Annotated in this window: 34 protein-coding genes; 33 read left to right on the forward strand and 1 reads right to left on the reverse strand. The window is 42.0% G+C overall.

The genetic code is table 11. From position 1 onward, the window contains the following. The first annotated feature begins 430 nt into the window (after positions 1–430). From rpsJ to NQ541_RS02105, 33 genes are all read left to right on the forward strand, one after another. A complete protein-coding gene (gene rpsJ / locus NQ541_RS01945) occupies positions 431–748 on the forward strand; it encodes a 30S ribosomal protein S10 (RefSeq protein ID WP_005612986.1) in 318 nt (105 codons plus the stop codon). A gap of 84 nt (positions 749–832) precedes the next feature. Continuing rightward, positions 833–1,516, forward strand: coding sequence for a 50S ribosomal protein L3 (gene rplC / locus NQ541_RS01950; RefSeq protein ID WP_023921922.1), 684 nt, complete (start codon positions 833–835; stop codon positions 1,514–1,516). 30 nt (positions 1,517–1,546) lie between these two features. Beyond that, positions 1,547–2,167 (forward strand): 50S ribosomal protein L4, encoded by a 621-nt coding sequence (gene rplD / locus NQ541_RS01955; RefSeq protein WP_005612990.1) that lies wholly within the window; start codon positions 1,547–1,549, stop codon positions 2,165–2,167. Beyond that, complete coding sequence (gene rplW, locus NQ541_RS01960; protein WP_005612991.1) at positions 2,167–2,466, forward strand: 50S ribosomal protein L23; 300 nt, start codon at positions 2,167–2,169, stop codon at positions 2,464–2,466. The genes rplD and rplW overlap by 1 nt, the downstream gene beginning before the upstream one ends. A 182-nt stretch (positions 2,467–2,648) precedes the next feature. After that, positions 2,649–3,491 carry a 50S ribosomal protein L2 gene (gene rplB, locus NQ541_RS01965; RefSeq protein WP_023921924.1) on the forward strand — a complete coding sequence of 281 codons (843 nt, stop codon included), beginning with the start codon at positions 2,649–2,651 and terminating at the stop codon, positions 3,489–3,491. Between the two features lie 26 nt (positions 3,492–3,517). Continuing rightward, entirely contained in the window at positions 3,518–3,799 is a 282-nt protein-coding gene (gene rpsS / locus NQ541_RS01970; RefSeq protein WP_005612993.1) for a 30S ribosomal protein S19, read from the forward strand. 31 nt (positions 3,800–3,830) lie between these two features. Then, complete coding sequence (gene rplV / locus NQ541_RS01975; protein WP_005612994.1) at positions 3,831–4,217, forward strand: 50S ribosomal protein L22; 387 nt, start codon at positions 3,831–3,833, stop codon at positions 4,215–4,217. A 9-nt stretch (positions 4,218–4,226) separates the two neighbouring features. Then, a complete protein-coding gene (rpsC, locus tag NQ541_RS01980; RefSeq protein ID WP_005612995.1) occupies positions 4,227–4,883 on the forward strand; it encodes a 30S ribosomal protein S3 in 657 nt (218 codons plus the stop codon). Continuing rightward, a complete protein-coding gene (rplP, locus tag NQ541_RS01985; protein WP_005612996.1) occupies positions 4,883–5,320 on the forward strand; it encodes a 50S ribosomal protein L16 in 438 nt (145 codons plus the stop codon). The genes rpsC and rplP overlap by 1 nt, the downstream gene beginning before the upstream one ends. Continuing rightward, entirely contained in the window at positions 5,310–5,513 is a 204-nt protein-coding gene (gene rpmC, locus NQ541_RS01990; protein WP_023921926.1) for a 50S ribosomal protein L29, read from the forward strand. The genes rplP and rpmC overlap by 11 nt, the downstream gene beginning before the upstream one ends. Positions 5,514–5,599: 86 nt before the next feature. Continuing rightward, positions 5,600–5,803, forward strand: coding sequence for a 30S ribosomal protein S17 (rpsQ, locus tag NQ541_RS01995; RefSeq protein WP_207744695.1), 204 nt, complete (start codon positions 5,600–5,602; stop codon positions 5,801–5,803). Between the two features lie 23 nt (positions 5,804–5,826). Beyond that, positions 5,827–6,195, forward strand: a complete 369-nt coding sequence (gene rplN, locus NQ541_RS02000) for a 50S ribosomal protein L14 (RefSeq protein ID WP_005613000.1) — start codon at positions 5,827–5,829, stop codon at positions 6,193–6,195. Positions 6,196–6,207: 12 nt separating this feature from the next. Further along, positions 6,208–6,519, forward strand: coding sequence for a 50S ribosomal protein L24 (gene rplX, locus NQ541_RS02005; RefSeq protein WP_023921928.1), 312 nt, complete (start codon positions 6,208–6,210; stop codon positions 6,517–6,519). Positions 6,520–6,542: 23 nt separating this feature from the next. Further along, a complete protein-coding gene (gene rplE / locus NQ541_RS02010) occupies positions 6,543–7,082 on the forward strand; it encodes a 50S ribosomal protein L5 (protein ID WP_005613003.1) in 540 nt (179 codons plus the stop codon). A gap of 13 nt (positions 7,083–7,095) precedes the next feature. Continuing rightward, positions 7,096–7,281: a type Z 30S ribosomal protein S14 gene (locus NQ541_RS02015; RefSeq protein ID WP_005613006.1), complete on the forward strand. Its 186-nt coding sequence runs from the start codon at positions 7,096–7,098 to the stop codon at positions 7,279–7,281. A gap of 102 nt (positions 7,282–7,383) precedes the next feature. Continuing rightward, positions 7,384–7,785 carry a 30S ribosomal protein S8 gene (gene rpsH / locus NQ541_RS02020; RefSeq protein WP_023921930.1) on the forward strand — a complete coding sequence of 134 codons (402 nt, stop codon included), beginning with the start codon at positions 7,384–7,386 and terminating at the stop codon, positions 7,783–7,785. A 229-nt stretch (positions 7,786–8,014) separates the two neighbouring features. Next, positions 8,015–8,557: a 50S ribosomal protein L6 gene (rplF, locus tag NQ541_RS02025; protein WP_005613009.1), complete on the forward strand. Its 543-nt coding sequence runs from the start codon at positions 8,015–8,017 to the stop codon at positions 8,555–8,557. A 17-nt stretch (positions 8,558–8,574) separates the two neighbouring features. After that, positions 8,575–8,943, forward strand: coding sequence for a 50S ribosomal protein L18 (gene rplR / locus NQ541_RS02030; RefSeq protein WP_005613011.1), 369 nt, complete (start codon positions 8,575–8,577; stop codon positions 8,941–8,943). A gap of 15 nt (positions 8,944–8,958) precedes the next feature. Continuing rightward, positions 8,959–9,468 (forward strand): 30S ribosomal protein S5, encoded by a 510-nt coding sequence (gene rpsE, locus NQ541_RS02035; RefSeq protein ID WP_005613012.1) that lies wholly within the window; start codon positions 8,959–8,961, stop codon positions 9,466–9,468. Between the two features lie 43 nt (positions 9,469–9,511). Next, a complete protein-coding gene (rpmD, locus tag NQ541_RS02040) occupies positions 9,512–9,694 on the forward strand; it encodes a 50S ribosomal protein L30 (protein ID WP_005613014.1) in 183 nt (60 codons plus the stop codon). A gap of 21 nt (positions 9,695–9,715) precedes the next feature. Further along, positions 9,716–10,156 (forward strand): 50S ribosomal protein L15, encoded by a 441-nt coding sequence (gene rplO, locus NQ541_RS02045; protein ID WP_005613016.1) that lies wholly within the window; start codon positions 9,716–9,718, stop codon positions 10,154–10,156. Next, positions 10,156–11,508 carry a preprotein translocase subunit SecY gene (gene secY / locus NQ541_RS02050; protein ID WP_005613018.1) on the forward strand — a complete coding sequence of 451 codons (1,353 nt, stop codon included), beginning with the start codon at positions 10,156–10,158 and terminating at the stop codon, positions 11,506–11,508. The genes rplO and secY overlap by 1 nt, the downstream gene beginning before the upstream one ends. 82 nt (positions 11,509–11,590) lie before the next feature. Continuing rightward, positions 11,591–12,235: an adenylate kinase gene (locus NQ541_RS02055; RefSeq protein ID WP_005613020.1), complete on the forward strand. Its 645-nt coding sequence runs from the start codon at positions 11,591–11,593 to the stop codon at positions 12,233–12,235. A gap of 2 nt (positions 12,236–12,237) precedes the next feature. After that, a complete protein-coding gene (locus tag NQ541_RS02060; RefSeq protein WP_005613022.1) occupies positions 12,238–12,483 on the forward strand; it encodes a KOW domain-containing RNA-binding protein in 246 nt (81 codons plus the stop codon). Next, entirely contained in the window at positions 12,470–12,688 is a 219-nt protein-coding gene (infA, locus tag NQ541_RS02065) for a translation initiation factor IF-1 (protein ID WP_005613024.1), read from the forward strand. Before NQ541_RS02060 ends, infA begins: the two co-directional genes overlap by 14 nt. A gap of 281 nt (positions 12,689–12,969) precedes the next feature. Continuing rightward, on the forward strand, positions 12,970–13,083 hold the full coding sequence (gene rpmJ / locus NQ541_RS02070) for a 50S ribosomal protein L36 (RefSeq protein WP_003497809.1): 114 nt from the start codon (positions 12,970–12,972) through the stop codon (positions 13,081–13,083). A gap of 417 nt (positions 13,084–13,500) precedes the next feature. Next, the gene (rpsM, locus tag NQ541_RS02075; RefSeq protein ID WP_023921933.1) at positions 13,501–13,869 is read left to right on the forward strand and encodes a 30S ribosomal protein S13; all 369 of its coding nucleotides are present in this window, start codon (positions 13,501–13,503) and stop codon (positions 13,867–13,869) included. A gap of 37 nt (positions 13,870–13,906) precedes the next feature. Next, entirely contained in the window at positions 13,907–14,302 is a 396-nt protein-coding gene (rpsK, locus tag NQ541_RS02080; protein WP_005613028.1) for a 30S ribosomal protein S11, read from the forward strand. 90 nt (positions 14,303–14,392) lie between these two features. Beyond that, entirely contained in the window at positions 14,393–14,986 is a 594-nt protein-coding gene (rpsD, locus tag NQ541_RS02085; protein WP_044941200.1) for a 30S ribosomal protein S4, read from the forward strand. A 113-nt stretch (positions 14,987–15,099) separates the two neighbouring features. Further along, positions 15,100–16,059 (forward strand): DNA-directed RNA polymerase subunit alpha, encoded by a 960-nt coding sequence (locus NQ541_RS02090; protein ID WP_005613031.1) that lies wholly within the window; start codon positions 15,100–15,102, stop codon positions 16,057–16,059. Between the two features lie 155 nt (positions 16,060–16,214). Next, a complete protein-coding gene (locus NQ541_RS02095) occupies positions 16,215–16,733 on the forward strand; it encodes a bL17 family ribosomal protein (RefSeq protein WP_005613032.1) in 519 nt (172 codons plus the stop codon). Between the two features lie 246 nt (positions 16,734–16,979). Then, positions 16,980–19,616, forward strand: coding sequence for a bifunctional acetaldehyde-CoA/alcohol dehydrogenase (gene adhE, locus NQ541_RS02100; protein WP_023921935.1), 2,637 nt, complete (start codon positions 16,980–16,982; stop codon positions 19,614–19,616). Positions 19,617–19,987: 371 nt separating this feature from the next. Next, positions 19,988–20,743, forward strand: a complete 756-nt coding sequence (locus NQ541_RS02105; RefSeq protein WP_005613034.1) for an aminoglycoside phosphotransferase family protein — start codon at positions 19,988–19,990, stop codon at positions 20,741–20,743. Between the two features lie 204 nt (positions 20,744–20,947). On the opposite strand, the gene NQ541_RS02110 is transcribed toward NQ541_RS02105, so the two are convergent. Next, a complete protein-coding gene (locus NQ541_RS02110) occupies positions 20,948–22,042 on the reverse strand; it encodes a cell wall hydrolase (protein WP_005613036.1) in 1,095 nt (364 codons plus the stop codon). Positions 22,043–22,077 lie beyond the last annotated feature (35 nt).

Genomic DNA, 22,077 nt, shown 5'->3' on the forward strand with positions numbered 1-22,077 from the left:
AAAAAAAGACGATCTCCCTACAGGGAAAACCGCCTTTGGTTCTTCTACAAGTCAGATATAATATACCATTCTAATTGGTATATGTCAAGAATCTGCAATGTACGAAAAAAAATACAATAAATAAAAAAAAAGACTTGAAATAAAGGAAAGTATCATTTATACTAAGAGAGCTGTGACATGATAGCAATGAAGCGTGAGGTTGCTGTCCTGCAAAAAAAAAGATAAGCAAGGGCAGGTTTTCCGTGGAGCGAATGTCAAGTTAGGAAACTGGCGACAAGTCACTGTACGAATCACAACTGATTACTGTTTACCATACCATAAGGTAGTAGTATGAAACAACGTGTGAGTTTCTCACGACACACACGGGAGAGTGTACAGTCACCGCTTGTCGTACTGAAGTCAAAAGTACGAAAAGGAGGCGACTTTTTTTATGGCAAGTCAAGTAATGAGAATCACATTAAAGGCGTATGATCATCAGCTCGTTGATGCATCCGCAAAGAAAATCATCGAAACTGTAAAAAAGAACGGGTCACAGGTGAGTGGACCGGTACCACTTCCGACTAAGAAGGAAGTTGTAACAATTCTGAGAGCTGTACACAAGTACAAAGATTCCAGAGAGCAGTTCGAGCAGAGAACTCATAAAAGACTGATCGATATCATCACACCAACACAGAAAACTGTTGATGCACTTTCCAGACTGGAAATGCCGGCTGGTGTATTTATCGACATCAAGATGAAGTCTAAATAAGACGAAATCTAAATTAGAACAGTATTCCTAAAATTTAGGATGAGCACGAAAGTGTTCCGCTGTAAATCACAGGAGGTAATTATAATGAAGAAAGCTATTTTAGCTACAAAAGTTGGAATGACTCAGATCTTCAATGAAGAAGACGGAGTTCTGATTCCGGTAACAGTTCTGCAGGCTGGCCCTTGTGTAGTTACACAGGTTAAGACAGTTGAGAATGACGGCTACAGTGCAGTACAGGTTGGATATGTTGACAAGAAAGAAAAGATTGTCACAAAAGACAACAGTGGTAAGAAGTCCATCGCTCACAGAAACGGTGTGACAAAAGCTGAAAAAGGTCATTTTGATAAAGCAGGCGTATCCGGAAAGAGATATGTAAAAGAATTCAGATTTGAAAATGCTGAAGAGTATACACTTGCTCAGGAAATTAAAGCTGATATCTTTGCAGCAGGCGACAAGATTGACGCAACTGCTATTTCCAAAGGTAAAGGTTTCCAGGGTGCGATTAAGCGTCATGGCCAGAGCAGAGGACCTATGACACACGGTTCCAAGTTCCATCGTCATGCTGGTTCAAACGGTGCTGCATCTGATCCAAGTAAGGTATTCAAAGGTAAGAAGATGCCAGGACAGATGGGTAACAAGAAGATCACTGTTCAGAATCTCGAAGTTGTAAGAGTTGATGCAGAGAACAACCTGCTCCTCGTTAAGGGATCTGTACCGGGACCGAAGAAATGCCTGGTAACAATCAAAGAGACAGTGAAAGCTAACTAGTCTGACAGTTAAGAAAGGAGGAACATACAGATGGCAAAAGTATCTGTTTACAATATCGAAGGTAAAGAAGTTGATACAATCGAACTGAACGATGCTGTATTCGGTGTAGAAGTAAATGAGCACCTCGTACACATGGCAGTTGTAAATCAGCTTGCAAACAATCGTCAGGGAACACAGAAAGCCAAAACTCGTTCTGAAGTTTCCGGCGGCGGAAGAAAACCATGGAGACAGAAAGGAACAGGTCACGCAAGACAGGGATCAACAAGATCACCTCAGTGGACAGGCGGTGGAGTTGTATTTGCTCCGGTTCCGAGAGACTACTCCTTCAAAATGAATAAGAAAGAGAAGAGAGCAGCTCTTAAGTCTGCACTTACTTCCAGAGTAGAAGAGAATAAGTTCATCGTAGTTGATGAAATGAAATTTGACGAGATCAAGACAAAGAAATTCCAGACAGTTCTGAACAACCTGAACGTGAACAAAGCACTTGTTGTTCTTGAAGAAGGAGATAAGAACGCTGAGATCTCTGCTAAGAACATCCCGGATGTTAAGACAGCTCGTGTAAATACGATCAACGTATATGACATCCTGAAATACAACACAGTAATCGCTACGAAAGCTGTTGTTGCAGCAATCGAGGAGGTGTACGCATAATGGCAAATATTCAGTATTATGATGTAATCCTTAAACCAGTTGTAACTGAGAAGAGCATGGAGCTTATGGCTGACAAGAAATATACATTCCTTGTTCACACAGAGGCTACAAAATCTCAGATCAAAGAAGCTGTTGAAAAAATGTTCAACGGTACAAAAGTAAAAAGCGTCAACACTATGAACCTTGATGGTAAGAATAAGAGACGTGGAATGACTTTCGGAAAGACAGCTAAGACAAAGAAGGCTGTAGTAGCATTGACAGAGGACAGTGCTGATATCGAGATTTTCGAGGGGTTATAAGACTTGACGAAGGCAAGCGATAGCGAAGGCTGAGGCTTAGTCGAACCCCGTTCGGTGAGGTTAGCGAGGTATTTCCGAGCTTAGTGAACCGAACAAGCTAAAAATTGATGAGACTAAATCGATCATTATACGGTGCAAACCCGTGAAACTAATAATCAGAGCAAACGAAAGGAGAGACAGTAATGGGAATCAAAACTTATAACCCATATACACCTTCCAGAAGACAGATGACAGGTTCTGATTTCTCAGAGATCACAAAGACGACTCCAGAGAAATCCCTCCTGGATTCCAAGAAGAGAAAAGCTGGCCGTAACGCACAGGGTAAGATCACAGTAAGACATCGTGGCGGCGGAGCTAAGAAGAAATATAGAATCGTAGATTTCAAGAGAAATAAAGATGGTATTGCAGCAAAGGTTATCGGTATCGAGTACGATCCGAACAGAAGTGCTAACATCGCACTGATCTGCTATGCAGACGGCGAGAAAGCTTATATCCTTGCTCCAGAAGGTCTGACAGACGGCATGACAGTTATGAACGGTGCTGAAGCAGAAGTAAGAGTAGGGAACTGCCTGCCACTTTCTGAGATCCCAGTTGGTACTCAGATCCATAACATTGAGATGCACCCGGGAAAAGGCGGACAGCTTGTTCGTTCCGCTGGTAACAGTGCACAGCTTATGGCTAAAGAAGGAAAGTATGCTACACTGAGACTTCCTTCAGGAGAAATGAGAATGGTTCCGATCATCTGCCGTGCATCTATCGGTGTTGTTGGTAACGGAGATCATAACCTGATTAATATCGGTAAAGCCGGACGTAAACGTCATATGGGTATCAGACCTACAGTCCGCGGTTCCGTAATGAACCCGAATGACCATCCACATGGTGGTGGAGAAGGTAAGACAAGTATCGGTCGTCCAGGTCCATGTACACCTTGGGGTAAACCGGCACTCGGTCTTAAGACTCGTAAGAAGAACAAAGCTTCTAACAAGCTGATCGTAAGAAGAAGAGATGGTAAAGCGATTAAATAATCAGATTCACAAGGAGGTTAGAACCTATGGCTCGCTCACTTAAAAAAGGACCATTTGCAGACGCAAGCTTACTGAAAAAAGTAGACGCAATGAACGCTGCAGGTGATAAATCAGTTATAAAGACATGGTCACGCCGTTCTACAATCTTCCCGTCATTTGTTGGTCATACATTTGCCGTACATGACGGAAGAAGACATGTGCCTGTATATGTTACGGAGGACATGGTTGGCCACAAACTCGGTGAGTTCGTTGCAACAAGAACTTACAGAGGACACGGCAAAGACGAGAAGAAATCAAAAGTTAGATAATTTTCATACAGTTTGAAAGGAGGGTTCATCCATGGCTAAAGGACATAGATCCCAGATCAAAAGAGAAAGAAACGCACAGAAAGATACAAGACCTTCAGCTAAGATTTCTTACGCAAGAGTATCTGTTCAGAAGGCATGTTTCGTTCTTGATGCCATCAGAGGCAAGGATGTACAGACAGCACTTGGTATTTTAGCATACAATCCAAGATATGCTTCAAGCGTTATAGAGAAGTTACTGAAATCAGCAATCGCAAATGCTGAGAATAACAACGGTATGAGCGTTGAAAACCTCTACATCGAGGAATGCTACGCAAATAAAGGACCGACAATGAAGAGAATCAGACCGAGAGCACAGGGTAGAGCTTACAGAATCGAAAAGAGAATGAGCCACATTACAATCGTGCTGAATGAAAGATAGGAGGACAATATGGGACAGAAAGTTAATCCTCATGGCTTGAGAGTTGGCGTTATCAAAGACTGGGACTCCAAATGGTACGCAGAGAAAGATTTCGCTGATAATCTGGTTGAAGACCACGAGATCAGAAAGTTTTTAAAGAAGAGATTATACAGTGCCGGAATCTCCAAGATTGAGATCGAAAGAGCTTCCGATCGCGTTAAGATCATTGTTTATACAGCTAAGCCTGGTGTCGTAATCGGCAAGGGTGGTTCCGAGATCGAAAAGGTGAAAGCAGAGCTTGCTCAGTTTACAGACAAGAAGCTCATCGTTGACATCAAAGAAGTTAAGAGACCGGACAAAGATGCACAGCTTGTAGCTGAGAACATTGCTCAGCAGCTTGAGAACCGTATCTCTTTCAGACGTGCTATGAAATCCTGCATGTCCAGAACAATGAAGGCTGGAGCACTCGGAGTTAAGACTTCCGTATCCGGACGTCTTGGCGGTGCTGATATGGCTCGTACAGAGTTCTACAGTGAGGGAACAATTCCGCTGCAGACACTTCGTGCTGACATCGATTATGGATTCGCAGAAGCTGATACAACTTACGGAAAAGTCGGTGTAAAGGTTTGGATTTACAAAGGCGAGGTTCTTCCGACTAAATCAGATAAGGAAGGGAGAGATAGATAATGTTAATGCCAAAAAGAGTAAAACGTCGTAAACAGTTCCGTGGTACTATGAAAGGTAAGGCTCTTAGAGGTAATAAGATTTCTTACGGTGAATATGGTATCGTAGCAATGGAACCATGCTGGATTCGTTCTAACCAGATCGAGGCAGCCCGTGTTGCCATGACACGTTACATCAAGCGTGGTGGTAAGGTTTGGATCAAGATCTTCCCAGACAAGCCGATCACAGCAAAACCGGCTGAGACTCGTATGGGTAGTGGTAAAGGTACTGTTGAGTATTGGGCAGCAGTAGTTAAACCGGGCCGTGTAATGTTTGAGATTGCAGGAGTACCAGAGGAAACAGCTAGAGAGGCACTTCGACTTGCAATGCATAAATTACCTTGCAAATGCAAAATCGTTTCTCGCGCAGACTTAGAAGGCGGTGATAACAGTGAAAATTAATACATTTGTAAACGAGTTAAGAGGAAAATCCGTAGAGGAATTAAATGAAGAATTAGTAGCTGCTAAGAAGGAACTCTTTAACCTGAGATTCCAGAATGCAACAAATCAGTTGGATAATACAAGCAGAATCAAAGAAGTTAGAAAGAATATTGCCCGTATTCAGACTCTGATTACAGAGGCTAAGAGAGCTTAACTACCGTATTAATCCCAGGAAGGAGAAAAACCGTGGAAGAGAGAAATTTAAGAAAAACCCGTACGGGTAAGGTTGTCAGCGACAAGATGGATAAGACAATTGTTGTTGCCGTTGAAGACCACGTTAAACATCCACTTTACAAGAAGATCGTAAAGAGAACTTATAAACTGAAAGCTCATGATGAGAACAATGAGTGCAAAGTTGGAGATACAGTTAAAGTAATGGAAACAAGACCGCTGTCTAAAGATAAGAGATGGAGACTTGTGGAAATCATGGAGAAAGCGAAATAATTATTTGAAGGAGGTTTACCTGCATGATACAGCAAGAAAGCAGACTTAAAGTAGCAGACAATACAGGTGCTAAAGAGTTACTGTGTATCCGTGTGCTTGGTGGTTCTACAAGAAGATATGCCAGCATCGGAGATGTGATCGTTGCAACTGTTAAAGATGCAACACCAGGCGGCGTTGTTAAAAAAGGCGATGTTGTTAAAGCTGTAGTTGTCCGTTCTGTAAGAGGTGCTCGTCGTAAAGACGGTTCCTACATCAGATTCGATGAAAATGCTGCTGTTATTATAAAAGACGATTTGAACCCACGTGGAACACGTATTTTTGGACCAGTAGCCAGAGAGCTCAGAGAGAAACACTTTATGAAGATCGTTTCCTTAGCTCCGGAAGTACTGTAGGGAGGTGCCTAGATGTCAACTATGAAGATTAAAAAAGGTGATATGGTTAAGGTTATCGCCGGTAAAGATAAAGACAAAGAAGGCAAAGTTATTGCCGTAGATAAAAAAGACGGTAAAGTCCTGGTTGAAGGCGTCAATATGCTGACAAAGCACACAAAACCAAGTGCTGCAAATCAGAATGGCGGTATCGTACATCAGGAAGGTTACATTGATGCGTCCAACGTTATGTATGTTCATAAAGGAAAAGCAACAAGAGTAGGCTTCAAGATGGACGGCGACAAGAAGGTTCGTGTTGCGAAGTCAACAGGCGAAGTTATTGATTAATTCAAGGAAGGAGGTCCAGGACTTTGAGTAGACTGAAAGATCAGTATCAGAATGAGATCGTTGATGCAATGATCAAAAAATTTGGATATAAAAATATCATGGAAGTGCCGAAGCTTGACAAGGTTGTAATCAACATGGGTGTAGGCGAGGCAAAAGATAACGCAAAACTTCTGGAGTCAGCTATTGCAGATATGGAGAAGATCGCAGGACAGAAAGCGGTTGTAACCAGAGCAAAAAATTCAGTAGCTAACTTCAAGATCAGAGAGGGCATGCCGATCGGATGCAAAGTTACTTTAAGAGGAGAAAAGATGTATGAGTTTGTTGATCGTCTGATCAACCTTGCACTTCCTCGTGTACGTGACTTCAGAGGAGTAAACCCGAACGCATTTGACGGAAGAGGAAACTATGCACTCGGAATTAAAGAGCAGCTGATTTTCCCGGAGATCGAATACGATAAGATTGACAAAGTCAGAGGTATGGATGTAATTTTCGTTACAACAGCTAAGACTGACGAAGAAGCTCGTGAATTATTGACTCAGTTCAATATGCCATTCGCAAAGTAAGGGAGGGAAATTCATGGCTAAGACATCAATGAAAATCAAACAGCAGCGTGCTCCAAAGTTCTCTACAAGAGAATACAGCCGTTGCAGAATTTGTGGACGTCCACATGCATATTTAAGAAAATATGGTATCTGCCGTATCTGCTTCCGCGAACTGGCATACAAAGGACAGATCCCGGGTGTTAAGAAAGCAAGCTGGTAGGCTTTATAAAAGACCGGTACAGACCTGCACATGGCTGCATGGTCAGTCCGGCAGCCCACAGCAGACGATATACTGTGCAATAATATAGGAGGAATCACACACATGACTATGAGCGATCCAATTGCAGATATGCTTACAAGAATCCGTAATGCAAATACTGCAAAACATGATACAGTAGATGTACCTGCATCCAAGATGAAAATTGCTATTGCTGACATTCTTGTAGATGAAGGATATATCGCAAAATATGACCTTGTAGAAGATGGAAGTTTCAAGACTCTTCATATTACACTGAAATATGGTGTAGACAAAAATGAGAAAGTTATCTCAGGAATTAAGAGAATCTCCAAGCCGGGACTTCGCGTATATGCTAATACAGAAGATATTCCGAGAGTACTTGGTGGACTTGGAATCGCAATCCTTTCTACAAATAAAGGTGTTGTAACAGACAAAGAAGCCAGAAAGCTCGGCGTAGGCGGAGAAGTTCTTTGCTTCGTTTGGTAGGCATTGAGTACTTGGCGAGGTTTTATCGAGCTTAGTACGAAAGTCCGTCCCGAAACTTGGCGAGGTCTTTTCGAGCCTGGTTGAGTGGATGAACCAATTTAAAAAAGCGAATTCTTTGAGCCGGTGAGTCTATCTCATCTGGCAAAAAGAACTTCCTTTTTATAAAGTAACTGAAAACAGAGCGGGCAAAGCATCCGCTCCGAGAATCTAAGTTAAGGAGGAAAATGGTATGTCACGTATAGGAAGACTGCCTGTAGCAATTCCTGCAGGAGTAACTGTAGAAGTTGCTGAGAACAATGTAGTGACTGTAAAAGGTCCTAAGGGAACTCTTACAAAAGAGCTTCCGGTAGAAATGGAAATCAAAGTTGAAGGCGAAGAAGTAATCGTTACAAGACCGAACGACTTAAAGAAAATGAAATCTCTTCATGGTCTGACAAGAACACTCATCAACAACATGGTTGTAGGTGTTACAGACGGATATGAGAAAGTTCTTGAAGTCAACGGAGTAGGTTACAGAGCTGCCAAATCAGGAAATAAACTGACACTGAACCTTGGTTATTCTCATCCAGTAGAGATGATCGATCCAGAAGGAATCGAGACTGTACTTGACGGACAGAACAAGATTACTGTTAAAGGTATCGACAAAGAGAAAGTTGGACAGTTTGCGGCTGAGATCAGAGATAAGAGAAGACCGGAGCCATATAAGGGCAAGGGAATCAAGTATGCTGATGAAGTAATCAGACGTAAAGTTGGTAAGACTGGTAAGAAATAAATAAGGAGAGTGTGAAAATGGTTAGTAAGAAATCAAGAAGCGAAATTCGTAGAAAAAAACACCTGAAATTACGCAACCGTTTCAGCGGAACTACGCAGAGACCGCGTTTAGCTGTGTTCAGAAGTAACAATCATATGTATGCACAGATCATCGATGACACTGTTGGAAATACTCTTGTTTCAGCTTCCACTCTTCAGAAAGAAGTGAAAGCAGAGCTTGAGAAAACAAACGATGTAAATGCAGCTGCATATCTTGGAAAAGTAATTGCTGAGAGAGCAATCGAAAAAGGAATTACAGAAGTTGTCTTCGACAGAGGAGGCTTTATTTACCAGGGTAAGATCAAAGCACTGGCAGACGCAGCAAGAGAAGCTGGGCTGAATTTCTAAGAAGGGAGAACACACATGAGACAGGAACGTATTGATGCTAGTCAGCTGGAATTATTAGATAAGTTGGTATCAATCAAACGTGTTACTAAGGTCGTAAAAGGTGGTCGTAACATGAGATTCACAGCTTTGGTTGTAGTTGGTGATGGAAACGGTCACGTTGGTGCAGGTTTGGGAAAGGCTACTGAGATTCCAGAAGCAATCCGCAAAGCAAAAGAAGATGCTATGAAGAAAATGATCAGCGTTTCACTTGACGAGAATGCAAGTGTTACACATGATGTAATCGGTAAGTTCGGAAGTGCTTCCGTACTTCTTAAGAAAGCTCCGGAAGGTACTGGAGTTATCGCCGGTGGTCCGGCTCGTGCCGTTATTGAGATGGCAGGAATTAAGAACATCCGTACAAAATCTTTAGGATCCAACAACAAACAGAATGTTGTACTTGCTACTATCGAAGGACTTAGAGGTGTTAAGACACCGGAAGATGTTGCAAGACTTCGCGGCAAATCAGTTGAAGAGATCTTAGGCTAATCAGAAGAATAGCCCGATCAAGCGCACAGGAGGTTAGATTGAAATGGCAAATTTAAAAGTTACATTAGTAAAGTCTACAATCGGCGCCGTACCAAAGCACAAAAAGACTGTTGAGGCTCTTGGACTCAAGAAACTCAACAAGACAGTTGTATTGCCGGATAATGCAGCTACCAGAGGTATGGTACAGCAGGTTAGACATTTAGTTAAAGTTGAAGAAGAGGCTTAATTAAGATAAGGAGGTAATGTCATGGACTTATCAAACTTAAGACCGGCAGACGGTTCTAAACAGAGTGATAATTTCAGAAGAGGCCGTGGTCATGGTTCAGGAAACGGAAAGACAGCCGGAAAGGGCCATAAAGGACAGAAGGCTCGTTCAGGAGCTACAAGACCTGGTTTTGAAGGCGGTCAGATGCCTTTATACAGAAGAATTCCTAAGAGAGGTTTCACATGCAGAAACTCTAAGACAATCGTAGGAATCAATTTAGACGTACTTGAGAGATTTGAAGATGGAGCTACAGTATCAGTTGACACACTGATCGAGGCCGGTATCGTTAAAAATCCGAGAGATGGCGTTAAAATTCTTGGAAATGGAGAGTTAACTAAGAAGCTTACAGTTCAGGCTAATGCATTCAGTGCAAAAGCTGCAGAGAAGATTGAAGCTCTTGGTGGAAAAGCAGAGGTGATCTAATGCTTAAAACCGTGCGTAATGCGTTTAAGGTTGAGGATATAAGGAAAAGATTACTGTATACACTGCTTATGCTCGTAGTTGTAAGATTTGGATCTCAGCTCCCGACACCGGGAGTTGATCCAACCTTTATCCAGAATTTCTTTGCACAGCAGACCGGTGATGCGTTCAATTTCTTTGAGGCATTTACGGGGGGATCCTTTACAAGAATGTCGGTGTTTGCTCTGAGTATTACACCGTATATCACATCATCCATCATCATGCAGCTGCTGACGATTGCAATTCCGAAGCTTGAAGAAATGCAGAAAGATGGAGAAGACGGAAGAAAGAAGATTGCTGCAATCACAAGATATGTGACAGTTGGACTTGCTTTGATCGAGTCTATCGCTATGTCAATCGGATTCGGACGTCAGGGACTTCTCGTTGATTATAATTTCGTAAACTGTGCAATCGTTGTGTGTACACTGACTGCAGGAAGTGCATTCCTGATGTGGATCGGTGAGCGTATTACGGAGAAGGGTGTTGGAAACGGTATCTCAATCGTTCTTCTTATCAATATCATTTCCCGTGTACCGGATGACCTTGTAACATTGTATACACAGTTCATGAGTGGAAAGAAGCTTGCCAAGGCAGGACTTGCCGGAATTATTATTCTTGCTATCTTACTGGTAGTAATCGTATTTGTTATCATTCTTCAGGATGGTGAGAGAAGAATTGCGGTACAGTATTCCAAGAAAGTTCAGGGAAGAAAGACATATGGCGGTCAGTCAAGTCATATCCCTCTTAAAGTGAATACAGCCGGCGTTATCCCGGTTATCTTTTCATCTTCATTGATGCAGACTCCGATCGTTATCGCTCAGTTCCTTGGAAAGGGAAATGGAACAGGTATCGGAAGCAAGATCCTTGCAGGTCTGAACTCAAATAACTGGTGTGATCCTGAGAATCCGATTTATTCGATCGGACTCGTGGTTTACATTTTACTTACAATATTCTTTGCATATTTCTACACATCGATTACATTTAATCCGATGGAGATTGCAAATAATATGAAAAAGAGCGGTGGATTTATCCCAGGAATCCGTCCTGGAAAACCGACTGTAGATTATCTGACAAAGATTCTGAACTATATCATCTTTATCGGAGCATGCGGTCTGATCATCGTTCAGGTGATCCCATACTTCTTTAACGGTGTATTCGGTGCGAATGTTTCCTTTGGAGGAACATCCCTGATCATCATCGTAGGAGTTGTCCTTGAGACAATCAAGAAGATTGAATCACAGATGCTTGTAAGAAATTACACAGGATTTTTAAATAATAAGGGAAGCAATATGAAGAACAGCTACCTTGGATATTAGAAGACATTTAGCTCGCCCCGATTCTGTCCTTGAAAGAGGACAGAACGAAGCGAGTTAAAGTTATATAAAGGAGGATGAGACTATGAAGATCATCATGTTGGGAGCTCCGGGAGCCGGAAAAGGAACTCAGGCAAAGAAAATTGCAGAAAAATACAGTATTCCTCATATTTCTACAGGAGATATTTTCAGAGCCAACATCAAGAACGGAACAGAACTTGGTCAGAAGGCAAAGACTTATATGGATCAGGGACTCCTTGTACCGGATGAACTGGTTGTTGACCTGGTTGTGGACAGAGTAAATCAGGATGACTGTGTGAATGGATACGTGCTGGATGGATTTCCGCGTACGATCCCGCAGGCAGAGGCACTTGATAAAGCACTTAAGGAACTGGGACAGAAGATTGATTATGCAATCAATGTAGAAGTACCGGATGAAAATATTGTCAACCGTATGTCCGGAAGAAGAGCATGCGTTGACTGTGGAGCAACATACCATATTGCGTATGCACCAACTTCCAAAGAAGGAATTTGTGACAAATGTGGTGGCGGACTCATCCTCAGAGATGATGATAAGCCGGAGACAGTTCTGAAAAGACTGGGTGTATATCATGAGCAGACTCAGCCATTGATCGATTATTATACAGAAGCCGGAATATTAAAAGAGGTTGACGGAACAATCGATATCAATGATGTATTTGCTGAGATCGTTAAGATTCTGGGAGAATAATCATGAATTACAAACCCGGAATGATCGTAAGATCAAAAGCCGGACACGATAAAGACCATGTATATGTCATTATCCGTGTCGAAAAGAATTATTTATATCTGTCTGATGGTGATTTAAAACCTTTAAATCAGATGAAAAAAAAGAATGTAAGACATCTTCAACCGATATTATCTGAATATGCAGAAGATATATCGGCAGATGAGGCCATCAGGAGTTTATGCAGGAGGATTAAAAATGTCAAAAACTGACGTGATTGAAATTGAAGGAGTTGTAGTTGAAAAACTTCCTAACGCGATGTTCAAAGTAGAACTGGAGAACGGCCACATTGTGCTGGCACATATTAGCGGAAAGCTGCGTATGAATTTCATCAAGATTCTGCCGGGAGATAAGGTGACCTTAGAGATGTCGCCATATGATCTGAGCAAGGGAAGAATTGTCTGGAGAGATAAATAAACAACACTGCTTCTTAATAAGAAGATCAGCTCAATAAGCAGAAGACCTCTGAAAGATAGAAAGGGTAAAACCTGGAATTTTTCAGAGGTCTTTTTTAGAAGATCAAAAAAGATTTTGAGAAAGCTGAAAAAGTTTTGAGAAAGTTTTGAGAAAGTTGAAAAAAGATGCTTGACTTTACATAAGTGTTGGTGATACAATATGAAATGGTCATTTTTGGATAGGTGTGCCCAAAAATACCAGAATATATATAGGCAGAGCAAAATAGGGAAGGAGGATTTAACATGAAGGTTAGATCATCAGTAAAACCAATTTGTGAAAAATGCAAAATCATTAAAAGAAAAGGTAGTATCAGAGTAATCTGTGAGAACCCGAAGCACAAGCAGCGTCAGGGCTAACTGATGTTTTGTGCAAGTTAAAGCGGCTGACAGTCGGACACGCCAGGAGGCGTGGGACTGTTTAATATACAGTGAGGATACACCGCTGCTGTTCGCAGGTACCGACAGAGCGTGTGGTCTGGGCATCACTCGAACGTTTGCTGTCCGGTAAAGGACAAGAGTTGTATGCTATTGTATATTGCTTATAATACCCGGCATTTGCATTGGCGGATGAAAGTATGATCCGTGCCGGGAAAGGGTATGTAGTTTCCGTACATGCCTGGGCTGGGATATTGGAACGATACATTCCGGTAGGATGCAGCATGAACAGATGACACCATTCTTTCTATATTATATAGAAGATATCTGATTCGCATTCACAGCCTCAGTTAGGGACAATGAACAAGAAAACCAGAAAAGAAAATGGAGGAAAGACACATGGCTCGTATTGCAGGTGTAGACTTACCAAGAGACAAACGTGTAGAAATCGGTCTTACTTATATCTACGGAATTGGTAGAACAAGTGCAGATCGTATCTTAAAGGATGCAGGAGTAAATCCTGATACCCGTGTAAGAGATCTTACAAGTGAAGAAGTAAAGAAGATCAGTGCAGTAATTGATGAGACTCAGGTAGTAGAAGGAGACCTCAGAAGAGAGATCCAGCTGAACATCAAGAGACTGAAAGAAATCGGATGCTACCGTGGAATCCGTCACAGAAAAGGACTTCCGGTACGTGGTCAGAAGACAAAGACTAATGCAAGAACTTGCAAAGGTCCTAAGAGAACTGTAGCAAATAAGAAGAAATAATTAAACGTATAAAATAGAAGAAAGTAGGTTAGTTTAAATGGCTAAGAAAGTTGCGAAAAAAGTAACAAAAAAGCGTGTCAAGAAAAACGTTGAACGCGGACAGGCACATATCCAGTCATCCTTTAACAATACAATTGTTACACTGACGGATACTCAGGGAAATGCTCTTTCATGGGCAAGTGCAGGCGGTCTGGGATTTAGAGGTTCAAGAAAATCTACTCCATATGCAGCACAGATGGCGGCTGAGACAGCAGCAAAGGCAGCATTAGTACATGGTCTTAAATCAGTAGATGTATTTGTAAAAGGACCAGGATCAGGAAGAGAAGCAGCAATCCGTGCACTTCAGGCATGCGGAATCGATGTAGTAAGTATCAAAGACGTAACTCCGGTACCGCACAACGGATGCCGTCCACCGAAGCGTAGAAGAGTCTAATTAGAATTCTGCTACGTAAGAAAAGCAATATAGCAAATGTTGATGCAGCGGAGCGTACCGCTGACGTGTATATAAATTAGGAGGATAGAAATGGCAGTAAATAGAGTTCCTGTTCTTAAAAGATGCCGTTCATTAGGAATGGATCCGATTTATCTCGGAATCAATAAGAAATCTAACAGACAGTTAAAAAGAGCAAACAGAAAGATGAGCGAGTATGGTCTTCAGCTTCGCGAGAAGCAGAAAGCTAAATTCATCTATGGTGTGCTTGAGAAACCTTTCAGAAACTACTATGCAAAAGCTAAGCAGATGGAAGGTATGACAGGTGCGAACCTGATGATCATTCTTGAGTCAAGACTGGACAACGTAGTATTCCGTCTTGGACTTGCAAGAACAAGAAAAGAAGCAAGACAGATCGTTGATCACAAGCATGTACTCGTAAACGGCAAGCAGGTAAATATCCCATCTTACCTTGTAAAAGCCGGAGATACAATCGAGATCAAAGAGAATAAAAAAGGCTCACAGAGATACAAAGAGATTCTTGAAGCTACAGCAGGAAATATGGTTCCGGAGTGGCTTGAAGCAGACGCTGAGAATCTGAAAGGTACAGTAAAAGAGCTTCCGGCAAGAGAAGCCATCGATGTTCCAGTTGATGAGATGTTAATCGTCGAGCTGTATTCTAAATAATAGAATCACAAATTCGGATCATCTGCAAAAGATCTGCAGACTGATCCGAAGTATCATAGATACAGTTTTGTACCCCCTCAACGTAGATTAAGCCCATAAGGAGGGTCTGTGTAGTGTTTGATTTTAATAAACCTAATATTGAAATTACAGATGTTTCAGATGACAAGAAATACGGAAGATTTGTCGTAGAACCGCTGGAGAGAGGATACGGAACTACGCTGGGAAATTCCCTGAGAAGAATTATGCTTTCTTCTCTTCCGGGAGCAGCGATCAGTTCAGTAAAAATCGACGGTGTACTGCACGAGTTCAGTTCCATCCCGGGTGTTAAAGAAGATGTGACAGAGATTATCATGAACCTGAAATCCCTGGCAATCAAGAACACTTCTGAGTCTGATGAAGTAAAGACAGCTTATATCGAATACGAAGGAGAAGGTGTTGTAACCGGTGCTGATATCCAGGCTGATTCCGATATTGAGATCGTAAATCCGGAGCAGGTAATTGCTACATTAAGCGGTGGCAAGGACAGCAAGCTCTATATGGAACTCACGATTACAAAAGGAAGAGGATATGTAAGTTCAGATAAGAATAAGACAGAAGATATGCCGATCGGTGTACTTCCGATTGATTCTATTTACACTCCGATCGATCGTGTAAATCTGACAGTACAGAATACCCGTGTTGGTCAGATCACAGATTATGACAAGCTGACATTGGATGTGTGGACAAAAGGTACAATGGCTCCTGATGAAGCAGTCAGCCTTGCCGCAAAAGTTTTAAGTGAGCACCTGAAGCTCTTTATCGATCTTTCTGAAGTTGCACAGCAGGCAGAAGTTATGATCGAAAAAGAAGATGATGAAAAAGAAAAGGTTCTTGAGATGAGCATTGATGAGCTTGAACTTTCAGTTCGTTCTTATAACTGTCTGAAGAGAGCCGGTATCAATACCGTTGAAGAACTTACAAATAAGACTCCTGAAGATATGATGAAAGTTCGTAATCTCGGACGTAAATCCCTTGAGGAAGTACTTGCTAAGCTGAAAGAACTTAATCTTGAACTGAACCATAGTGAAGAGTAAGATCCTGTCGCAAAGACAGAAGAAACCGAAGCATCGTTTGAGATGTTCGGCAGTGATTGAATATCCTGTCGGTAAGCCCGAAGAGTTCGGCAGGAGCATTTGATTAATAAGCCCGAAGATGCATAACCAAATGTGAATGAATGGAGGAATAAAAAATGGCAAAGTATAGAAAGCTCGGCAGAACAGCCAGCCAGAGAAAAGCTTTACTGAGAAACCAGGTAACAGCACTTCTTAGCAACGGAAAGATCGTTACTACAGAAGCTAAGGCAAAAGAGATCCGTAAGCAGGTAGAAAGCCTGATCGCTCTCGCTGTAAAAGAAAAAGATAACTACGAAGAAGTTACAGTAAAGGCTAAAGTTGCACGTAAAGATGCTGATGGCAAGCGTGTAAAAGAAGTCGTTGACGGAAAGAAAGTTACTGTATACGATGAAGTAGAAAAGACAATTAAGAAAGATAAGCCAAGCAGACTGCACGCAAGACGTCAGATGCTCAAAGTTCTCTTCCCGGTTAAAGAAGGCGAGAAGAAGAACATGAAAGAAGTAGATATGGTTGCAAAGCTCTTTGATGAGATCGCACCGAAGTATGCAGACCGTAACGGTGGTTATACAAGAATCGTAAAGATTGGTCAGCGTAAAGGTGACGCAGCTATGGAAGTTCTGATTGAGCTTGTATAATCTATATTAGATATTTAAAATTCTATGATCCTCTGTAGGATGAGATAATCCTGCAGAGGATTTTTAGCATATATTTGAAAAAAAGCATGGATTTGGTGAAAATGCACAAAAAAACACCAAAAAAATGTGTTAAATTATTAACAAAAGCGACATTGACAATTTATTAACGAACGAGTTATACTAATATCTGTGATCAGGAATGACCTGATAGGAAATGATTCATTCAAGTACAGGAGGAATAATCTAATGGCTAAGAAAGAAACCGCAAAGACTGTAGAGAAGACAGTTAATACCGGATTCATTGACAATGTAGAGGCCCTTGAGGCGAAAATGAAAGAGATGCGTGAGGCACAGAAAGTATTCGCTACTTTTACTCAGGAGCAGGTAGATAAGATCTTCTACGAAGCTGCTATGGCTGCCAACAAGGCACGTATCCCGCTTGCAAGACAGGCAGTAGAAGAGACTCAGAGAGGTATTCTCGAGGATAAGGTCATCAAAAATCATTACGCAGCAGAGTACATCTACAATGCATATAAAGATACAAAGACATGTGGTGTGATCGAGGAAGATAAGGCATACGGAATTAAGAAGATCGCAGAGCCAATCGGACTTGTTGCAGCAGTTATCCCGACAACAAACCCGACATCAACAGCAATCTTTAAGACTCTGATCTGCTTAAAGACAAGAAATGCAATCATCATCAGCCCACATCCGGCTGCAAAGGCATCTACAATTGCAGCAGCTAAGGTTGTTCTGGATGCAGCAGTGAAAGCCGGAGCTCCGGAAGGAATCATCGGATGGATCGATGCTCCGTCACTGGAACTGACAAATACAGTAATGAGAGATGCTGATATCATCCTTGCAACAGGTGGTCCTGGAATGGTTAAAGCAGCTTACTCTTCAGGAAAACCGGCACTCGGAGTTGGAGCTGGTAATACACCGGTTATCATCGACGATACAGCAGATGTAAGAATGGCAGTAAACTCTATCATTCATTCTAAGACATTTGATAATGGTATGATCTGTGCTTCAGAGCAGTCCGTAACTGTTCTTGAAAGCGTATATGAGGAAGCTAAGAAAGAATTCCAGTACAGAGGATGCTACTTCCTGAAACCAGGTGAGGAGCTTGACAAAGTTCGGAAGACAATCATCATCAACGGTGCATTGAACAGCAAGATCCCTGGAAAGTCAGCTTACGAGATCGCTAAGATGGCTGGCGTAGATGTTCCGAAGGAGACAAAGATCCTTATCGGTGAAGTTGAGTCTGTAGATATCTCAGAAGAGTTTGCACATGAAAAATTATCTCCGGTACTTGGTATGTATAAAGCTAAGACATTTGATGAGGCACTTGAGAAAGCAGCTCAGCTTGTAGCAGACGGTGGATACGGACATACATCATCTCTTTATGTTCATCCGGCTGAGACAGAGAAGATCGCTAAGCATGCAGCAGCAATGAAGACTTGCCGTGTTCTGATCAATACACCTTCTTCTCACGGTGGAATCGGAGATCTTTACAACTTCAAGATGGCTCCGTCTCTGACACTTGGATGCGGTTCTTGGGGTGGAAACTCAGTTTCCGAGAACGTAGGAGTGAAACATCTTCTTAATATCAAGACAGTAGCTGAGAGGAGAGAGAATATGCTGTGGTTCAGAACACCTGAAAAGGTATACTTTAAGAAAGGTTCTATGCCGGTTGCACTGGATGAACTTGGTACAGTAATGCACAAGAAGAAAGCATTCATCGTAACAGACTCTTTCCTGTACAAGAATGGATATGTAGCTCCGATCGAAAAGAAACTGGACGAGATGGGAATCCAGCATACATGCTTCTTTGAGGTTGCTCCAGACCCGACACTTCAGTGTGCTCGTAAGGGTGTTGATCAGATGAGACAGTTCGAGCCAGATACAATCATCGCTCTTGGTGGTGGATCTGCAATGGACGCTGGTAAGATCATGTGGATCATGTATGAGCATCCAGAAGCAAACTTTGAAGATATGGCTATGGACTTCATGGACATCCGTAAGAGAGTATTTACATTCCCTAAGATGGGAGAGAAAGCTTACTTCGTAGCTATCCCAACATCTTCAGGAACAGGTTCTGAGGTAACACCATTCGCAATCATCACAGACGCTGACACAGGTGTTAAATGGCCAATCGCTGACTACGCTCTGCTTCCAAACATGGCAATCGTAGACGTAGACAACATGATGACACAGCCGAAAGGACTGACAAGTGCTTCAGGTATCGACGTTATGACACATGCAATCGAGGCATATGTATCTATTATGGCTACAGATTACACAGATGGTCTTGCTATGAAGGCTGTTAAGCTTGTATTCGAGAACCTTCCATCTGCATACGAGAACGGAGCAAACGATCCGAAGGCTCGTGAAGAAATGGCAAACGCTTCCTGTATGGCTGGTATGGCATTCGCAAATGCATTCCTTGGTGTTAACCACTCTATGGCTCATAAGCTTGGTGCTTTCCACCACCTGCCACACGGTGTTGCTAACGCAGTAATCCTGACAGAGGTTATGAGATACAACGCAGCAGAAGTTCCGACAAAGATGGGAACATTCTCACAGTATCAGTACCCACATGCACTTGCAAGATACGCAGAACTCGGACGTTTCGCAGGATGCACAGGTAAAGATGATAAAGAAGTATTTGAGAACTTCATCGCAAAACTTGAAGAACTTAAAGAAATCATCGGAATCAAGAAGACAATCAAAGATTACGGTATTGATGAGAAGTACTTCCTTGATACACTGGATGAGATGTCAGAGCAGGCATTCAACGATCAGTGTACAGGTGCTAACCCAAGATACCCACTCATTCAGGAGATTAAAGATCTGTATCTGAAGTGCTACTATGGAAAATAAGATGACGTCAGACGTCATTAGCACATTCCAAAAGAACTGTCAGAATTGAATAGAATGAATTAAATCCCGCAACGGTATATCCAGCAGAAAATGCAAGATATACCGTTGTTTTTGTTATTGGCTATACAAAAAGATACACAGTGGCTCTTTTGGCAGTAATAAGAAAAATCCAATATGTCTGCAGTTTGTATAAAGGTAAAACAATAATAATGATATGTTAAAAAAATAACAATATAAAAGAGAAGAAAAAAATCGTTAAAAACTGCACAAAGTTGTCCTGGAGGGGTTACATTTTAAAAATTTATAGGTTATAATGTGGTCATCAAAAGGAAAGCAGCAAAAAGCTGACGAACAACAAGGAGGGCTACATCATGAAATTAGAAGAAAAAAATATCATCGTAAAGCGTCCATATAAGACAGTATATAAGTGTGACGACAGTATCGTAAAAGTATTTGCAGAGACTCATCCAAAGTCAGATGTATTTAATGAGGCATTGAATACAGCACGTGTGGAAGAGGCAGGACTGGATATTCCAAAGGTAAAAGAAGTATCCCAGATCGATGGTAAATGGGCAATCGTGATTGAATATAAAGAAGGCAAGACACTGGAAGAAATGATGGAATCCGATAAGAAGAATCTTGCAAAATATATGGATGATTTTGTAGCATTGCAGCTCGAAGTACAGAGCAAGCACTCTCCGTTGCTGAAGGGCATGAAAGATAAACTGGCACGTCAGATTAACGGACTGAAAGACCTGGATGCTACAACCCGTTATGAACTGATGACACGTCTTGAGAGTATGCCGAAGCATAATAAGATCTGCCACGGTGATTTCAATCCGAGTAACGTAATCGTAGGAAAGAATGGAAAGATGACAGTTGTTGACTGGGCACATGCTACACAGGGAAATGCAAGTGCAGATGCAGCGATGACTTATCTCTTATTTGCATTGAAAGATCAGGAAGTTGCAGATCTGTATCTTAATACATTCTGCAAGAAGAGTGATACAGCAAAGCAGTATGTACAGCAGTGGCTCCCAATCGTAGCGGCAGCACAGCTTTCAAAAGATAATGAACTGGAAAAAGATTTCCTTATGAAATGGATCGACGTTATAGATTATCAGTAGAATCAGATTGTTGAGATTGGACCAGAAAGGTCAGCTCAGAAAGCAGAGATCACTGAGATTACTGAGATCAGATGATTGAAATAGAATTATTTTTGTCATTACATTTTATCCTTCTAAAAAAGAACCGGGATTTGAACCGCTCCTGAAAGTCAGACCTGAGGTCTAACGATTGGGAGTCGGGACTGATTCCGGTTCTTTTATTTATTACCAGCTTGTAAAGAAGACATTGTCACCAATAACGACACCGGATCTGCTGGTAGATGGTGCGTAAAGGAAAAAGTAACAATCCGATACGGCTGCCAGTCTTGAACCATTGATGGCATCCTGGGCAACCTGTCTGGAAAGAGTGCCAGGGCCCTGGGAAAGTACACGCTTCAGGCTGCCTGTCCATACCGGTGCAAACTGTCCGTTTGCATAGACAACACCGGAAATACTGTTCGGGAAACGACTGCTTTCCACACGGTTCATGATCACGGTTGCAACTGCGAGCATGGATTCATAATTATAATGAGCCTCACATTGGATAATCGCTGCAAGTAAAGTAAGATCATCCGCAGAAACCGTCGTACCATCGGTCGTAATCGTACCGCCGCCGGTACCGTCTACCTGTCCGGCATTGTCCTTTTTAGCTGCTGCCTCTGCAGCAGCTCTCTGGCGTGCTTCTTCAGCGAGACGTGCTGCCTCTTCCTCTTTTGCCTTTTTCAGTTTGGCATTGACAGTGTCCAGGTCGGTAGAAGTAGCCACTGCTTTTGCCTGAAGCTCTGTCTGCTTGGATTTTAACTGTTCACTCAGAGACTGCATGGAAGCCTGCTGGTTTTCCAGATCTTCCTTCTGATCTGCGATCTCCTGGTGGATATCCTGAAGCTGGGTCAGAGCCTGACGGTCGTAATCACTGAGATTTTCAATAAAATCAGCTTTGTTCAGAAAGTCAGTCATATTTTTGGCTGAAAAAAGCATCTCCAGAAGTGATGCATTCCCGTTCTCATACATATATTTGATACGGGTCTTCATATCTTCATACTGCTTATTCTCTTTTTCCTCGGCATCAAGCAGATCGTCCTGCGTCTTGTCTATACTGCTGTTGAGGATCTCAATCTGCATCTCAGTATCAGAAATCTGGTTGCTCAAATCCAGAATATCCTGGTTGATCCCTGCAAGTTCATTTTCAAGGGCGGAGGTTTGGCTTTCCAGACTCTCAATACTGTCTGTGGCATGAACCGGAAGAACAGAAAGAGTTAATGCAAAGGTGCAAAGGAGAGCAGCTCCCGTAAGCATCCTGCGATTTTTGTAGATTTCCATAATCTCGAATCCTTTCTATATAACGACATTTAATG

This window comes from [Ruminococcus] lactaris ATCC 29176 (assembly GCF_025152405.1).
GTDB classification, from domain to species: Bacteria; Bacillota; Clostridia; order Lachnospirales; family Lachnospiraceae; genus Mediterraneibacter; species Mediterraneibacter lactaris.

Bases quoted from the DNA above. Each gene is read 5' to 3' on its own strand.
- rpsQ (WP_207744695.1), top strand. From the start codon at position 5,600: ATGGATAAGACAATTGTTGTTGCCGTTGAAGACCACGTTAAACATCCA.
- rpsS (WP_005612993.1), top strand. From the start codon at position 3,518: ATGGCTCGCTCACTTAAAAAAGGACCATTTGCAGACGCAAGCTTACTG.
- rpsJ (WP_005612986.1), top strand. From the start codon at position 431: ATGGCAAGTCAAGTAATGAGAATCACATTAAAGGCGTATGATCATCAG.
- rpmJ (WP_003497809.1), top strand. From the start codon at position 12,970: ATGAAGGTTAGATCATCAGTAAAACCAATTTGTGAAAAATGCAAAATC.
- rpsD (WP_044941200.1), top strand. From the start codon at position 14,393: ATGGCAGTAAATAGAGTTCCTGTTCTTAAAAGATGCCGTTCATTAGGA.
- secY (WP_005613018.1), top strand. From the start codon at position 10,156: ATGCTTAAAACCGTGCGTAATGCGTTTAAGGTTGAGGATATAAGGAAA.
- rpmD (WP_005613014.1), top strand. From the start codon at position 9,512: ATGGCAAATTTAAAAGTTACATTAGTAAAGTCTACAATCGGCGCCGTA.
- rplD (WP_005612990.1), top strand. From the start codon at position 1,547: ATGGCAAAAGTATCTGTTTACAATATCGAAGGTAAAGAAGTTGATACA.
- infA (WP_005613024.1), top strand. From the start codon at position 12,470: ATGTCAAAAACTGACGTGATTGAAATTGAAGGAGTTGTAGTTGAAAAA.
- rpsH (WP_023921930.1), top strand. From the start codon at position 7,384: ATGACTATGAGCGATCCAATTGCAGATATGCTTACAAGAATCCGTAAT.
- rplV (WP_005612994.1), top strand. From the start codon at position 3,831: ATGGCTAAAGGACATAGATCCCAGATCAAAAGAGAAAGAAACGCACAG.
- NQ541_RS02060 (WP_005613022.1), top strand. From the start codon at position 12,238: ATGAATTACAAACCCGGAATGATCGTAAGATCAAAAGCCGGACACGAT.
- rplN (WP_005613000.1), top strand. From the start codon at position 5,827: ATGATACAGCAAGAAAGCAGACTTAAAGTAGCAGACAATACAGGTGCT.
- rplO (WP_005613016.1), top strand. From the start codon at position 9,716: ATGGACTTATCAAACTTAAGACCGGCAGACGGTTCTAAACAGAGTGAT.
- rplX (WP_023921928.1), top strand. From the start codon at position 6,208: ATGTCAACTATGAAGATTAAAAAAGGTGATATGGTTAAGGTTATCGCC.
- adhE (WP_023921935.1), top strand. From the start codon at position 16,980: ATGGCTAAGAAAGAAACCGCAAAGACTGTAGAGAAGACAGTTAATACC.
- NQ541_RS02095 (WP_005613032.1), top strand. From the start codon at position 16,215: ATGGCAAAGTATAGAAAGCTCGGCAGAACAGCCAGCCAGAGAAAAGCT.
- rplW (WP_005612991.1), top strand. From the start codon at position 2,167: ATGGCAAATATTCAGTATTATGATGTAATCCTTAAACCAGTTGTAACT.
- rpsC (WP_005612995.1), top strand. From the start codon at position 4,227: ATGGGACAGAAAGTTAATCCTCATGGCTTGAGAGTTGGCGTTATCAAA.
- rpsK (WP_005613028.1), top strand. From the start codon at position 13,907: ATGGCTAAGAAAGTTGCGAAAAAAGTAACAAAAAAGCGTGTCAAGAAA.
- NQ541_RS02015 (WP_005613006.1), top strand. From the start codon at position 7,096: ATGGCTAAGACATCAATGAAAATCAAACAGCAGCGTGCTCCAAAGTTC.
- NQ541_RS02105 (WP_005613034.1), top strand. From the start codon at position 19,988: ATGAAATTAGAAGAAAAAAATATCATCGTAAAGCGTCCATATAAGACA.
- rpsM (WP_023921933.1), top strand. From the start codon at position 13,501: ATGGCTCGTATTGCAGGTGTAGACTTACCAAGAGACAAACGTGTAGAA.
- rplP (WP_005612996.1), top strand. From the start codon at position 4,883: ATGTTAATGCCAAAAAGAGTAAAACGTCGTAAACAGTTCCGTGGTACT.
- NQ541_RS02055 (WP_005613020.1), top strand. From the start codon at position 11,591: ATGAAGATCATCATGTTGGGAGCTCCGGGAGCCGGAAAAGGAACTCAG.
- rplR (WP_005613011.1), top strand. From the start codon at position 8,575: ATGGTTAGTAAGAAATCAAGAAGCGAAATTCGTAGAAAAAAACACCTG.
- rplC (WP_023921922.1), top strand. From the start codon at position 833: ATGAAGAAAGCTATTTTAGCTACAAAAGTTGGAATGACTCAGATCTTC.
- rplF (WP_005613009.1), top strand. From the start codon at position 8,015: ATGTCACGTATAGGAAGACTGCCTGTAGCAATTCCTGCAGGAGTAACT.
- rplB (WP_023921924.1), top strand. From the start codon at position 2,649: ATGGGAATCAAAACTTATAACCCATATACACCTTCCAGAAGACAGATG.
- NQ541_RS02110 (WP_005613036.1), bottom strand. From the start codon at position 22,042: ATGGAAATCTACAAAAATCGCAGGATGCTTACGGGAGCTGCTCTCCTT.
- rpsE (WP_005613012.1), top strand. From the start codon at position 8,959: ATGAGACAGGAACGTATTGATGCTAGTCAGCTGGAATTATTAGATAAG.